We start from the raw sequence: 1,842 nt of genomic DNA, 5'->3' as shown, positions 1-1,842 counted from the left end.
AGCCGACACAAGCGCCGGCTCCCTCACGACCGTTGTCGTGAACAAGAAGGGTTCCACGCTTCCCTCCACGGGCGGCATGGGCACCACCATCCTGTACGTCGCCGGCGCTGCCATCGTCGTTGCCGCTGGCATCGGCCTGGCCATCCGTCGCAACAAGCGCCAGAACGCCTAGTTCCAACACACGTGCGAGCGGCGGCTCCGGAGGGAGCCGCCCCCGCCCAAGCAACAGAGAGGAGGACGCACCATGGCAAAGTGGCTGAAGGCGCATGCGCTCGATCTTCTCCTTGGCTGCGTCCTCCTCTTTGGCGTGGGCTTGCTGCTGTACCCCACCGTGAGCGACTGGTGGAACGACATGCACCAGTCCCAGGCCATCGCCACGTACGAGAAGGCGGTCAAGGACAACTCGGCAGAGAAGAACAAGAAGATGTGGGACGCGGCCGTCGCGTACAACGAGGCGCTACCGCACGACGACAGCCGCTTTGAGATGACGGCGGCGCAGCGCAAGGTGTACGACCAGACGCTCGACGTGACGGGCACGGGGATCATGGGCTACGTGGAGATCCCCAAGATAAGCGTGAAGCTGCCCATCTACCACGGGACCGACAGCTCGATCCTGCAGGTTGCCATTGGGCACATTCCCGGCTCCTCGCTTCCCGTTGGCGGAAAGGGAACGCACTGCGTGATAAGCGGACACCGCGGGCTTCCGTCCGCGCGCCTTTTCACGGACATTGACCAGCTGCAGAAGGGCGACCTCTTCAAGCTCAATGTCCTTGGAAAGACGCTGACGTATCAGGTGGACCAGATCAAGACCGTCCTGCCCGACCAGCTGGACGACCTTGCGATTGACGACGGCATGGACTACTGCACCCTGGTGACGTGCACGCCGTACGGGGTCAACACGCACCGGCTTCTGGTGCGCGGGCACCGCGTGCCCAACCAGGATTCCACGGCGAGCGGCGACGCGGAGCGGGTGAGCCCCGTGCTCATGGCGGCGGCGCTCACGCTGCTGGTGCTGCTGGTGGCACTGGCGGTGCGCGGCATCGTCCGAGCGCGGCGCGGCGGTGCAGACAAGCGCAAGGCACGCGGGACGCAGGCCGGGACGCAGACGGTTTAGAGAGAGGGAGCACGAAAGTGACGCGGACACAGTACAGGGGACGTGGGACGCTGGCGGCGGTCCTTCTCGCCATCGTGGTTGCCTTTGCGGCGCTGGGGACGGCTCCCGCGCCGGCGCAGGCGGCCGAGCGCGTGCCGGCGGGAACCAGCTGCTCGCTTACGGTGACCGGCTGCCCCGCGGACGGCCAGGTGCTGCGCCTGTACCGCGTGGCGAGCATGGACTCGGACGGCAAGCTGACCGCCGTGGACGCGCTGGGCCAGGCCGTGAGCGACACCAAGATCGACCCCGCCGCGTTTGACTCTGGCACAACGGCCGAGGACCTGGCAAAGGCAGCCCAAAGCTACAAGGGCTACGTGGCCGGCGACCCCGATGCGTTTGACGAGAAGACCGAGGCCGTGGAGGCTGGTACCGCGACGTTTGGGAAGCTCGAGCCGGGCATGTACCTCCTGCTTGCGGACGTGGCCACCGTGGGGGAGTGGACGTATACCGCCGTCCCCAACCTGGTTATTGTGCCGCAGCTTGACGACTGGACGTACAACACCCAGTGCAAGGTAGTGGGCAAGTTCGAGCGCACGCACGCCACCACGTACCACAACCGCGTGACCAAGCTCTGGAAGGGCGACTCCGCGTCCACGCGCCCCACCTCCGTCACCGTGCGCATCTATGACGGCAGCACCCTGTACAAGGAGGTCACGCTCAGCGCGAGCAACAACTGGAGCTTTGCCTGG

Annotated in this window: 3 protein-coding genes; all 3 read left to right on the top strand. The window is 66.0% G+C overall.

What is annotated here, in order from left to right; genetic code table 11:
- Positions 1–37: 37 nt before the first annotated feature.
- Positions 38–172, top strand: coding sequence for an LPXTG cell wall anchor domain-containing protein (locus ACI38Z_RS08145; protein ID WP_439789698.1), 135 nt, complete (start codon positions 38–40; stop codon positions 170–172).
- 72 nt (positions 173–244) lie between these two features.
- Positions 245–1,114 (top strand): class C sortase, encoded by an 870-nt coding sequence (locus tag ACI38Z_RS08140; RefSeq protein ID WP_439789697.1) that lies wholly within the window; start codon positions 245–247, stop codon positions 1,112–1,114.
- Between the two features lie 17 nt (positions 1,115–1,131).
- Positions 1,132–1,842: Cna B-type domain-containing protein (locus ACI38Z_RS08135; protein ID WP_439789696.1), on the top strand; the 711-nt coding region annotated here is incomplete at its 3' end.

The organism is Parafannyhessea sp., from assembly GCF_051876455.1.
Lineage (GTDB): Bacteria > Actinomycetota > Coriobacteriia > Coriobacteriales > Atopobiaceae > Parafannyhessea.
The sequence above is the reverse complement of the archived record's forward strand: the minus strand, read 5'-3'. Positions and strand labels throughout refer to the sequence as shown.